Here is a 271-nt window from a genome sequence, read left to right on the forward strand (position 1 = left end):
TCGGATTTGGTCACGGCCTCGTTCATGACGATCGAGACGCAGCCGTTCGGCGAGATGACGTCCTTCACGAAGAAGGCCGTTTCCGACATCATCGGTCCCCAGCCCGCTTCATACCAGCCGACCGTGCCGTCATCGAACAACACTTGAAGATGGCCGTAATTATACATGTCCGGCTTGATCTCGTCGGAGAGGCGCAATCCCATGCCGCGCACTTCCACCGGCTTGGCGTCAGTGATCTGGCACATGACGTCCACATAATGCACCCCACAAT

Annotated in this window: 1 pseudogene; it reads right to left on the minus strand. The window is 57.2% G+C overall.

What is annotated here, in order from left to right:
* A pseudogene (locus SB822_RS57345) lies at nucleotides 1–271 on the minus strand (gfo/Idh/MocA family oxidoreductase); the annotation flags it as partial.

The organism is Paraburkholderia sp. SIMBA_054 (assembly GCF_046534875.1).
Taxonomy (GTDB): domain Bacteria; phylum Pseudomonadota; class Gammaproteobacteria; order Burkholderiales; family Burkholderiaceae; genus Paraburkholderia; species Paraburkholderia hospita.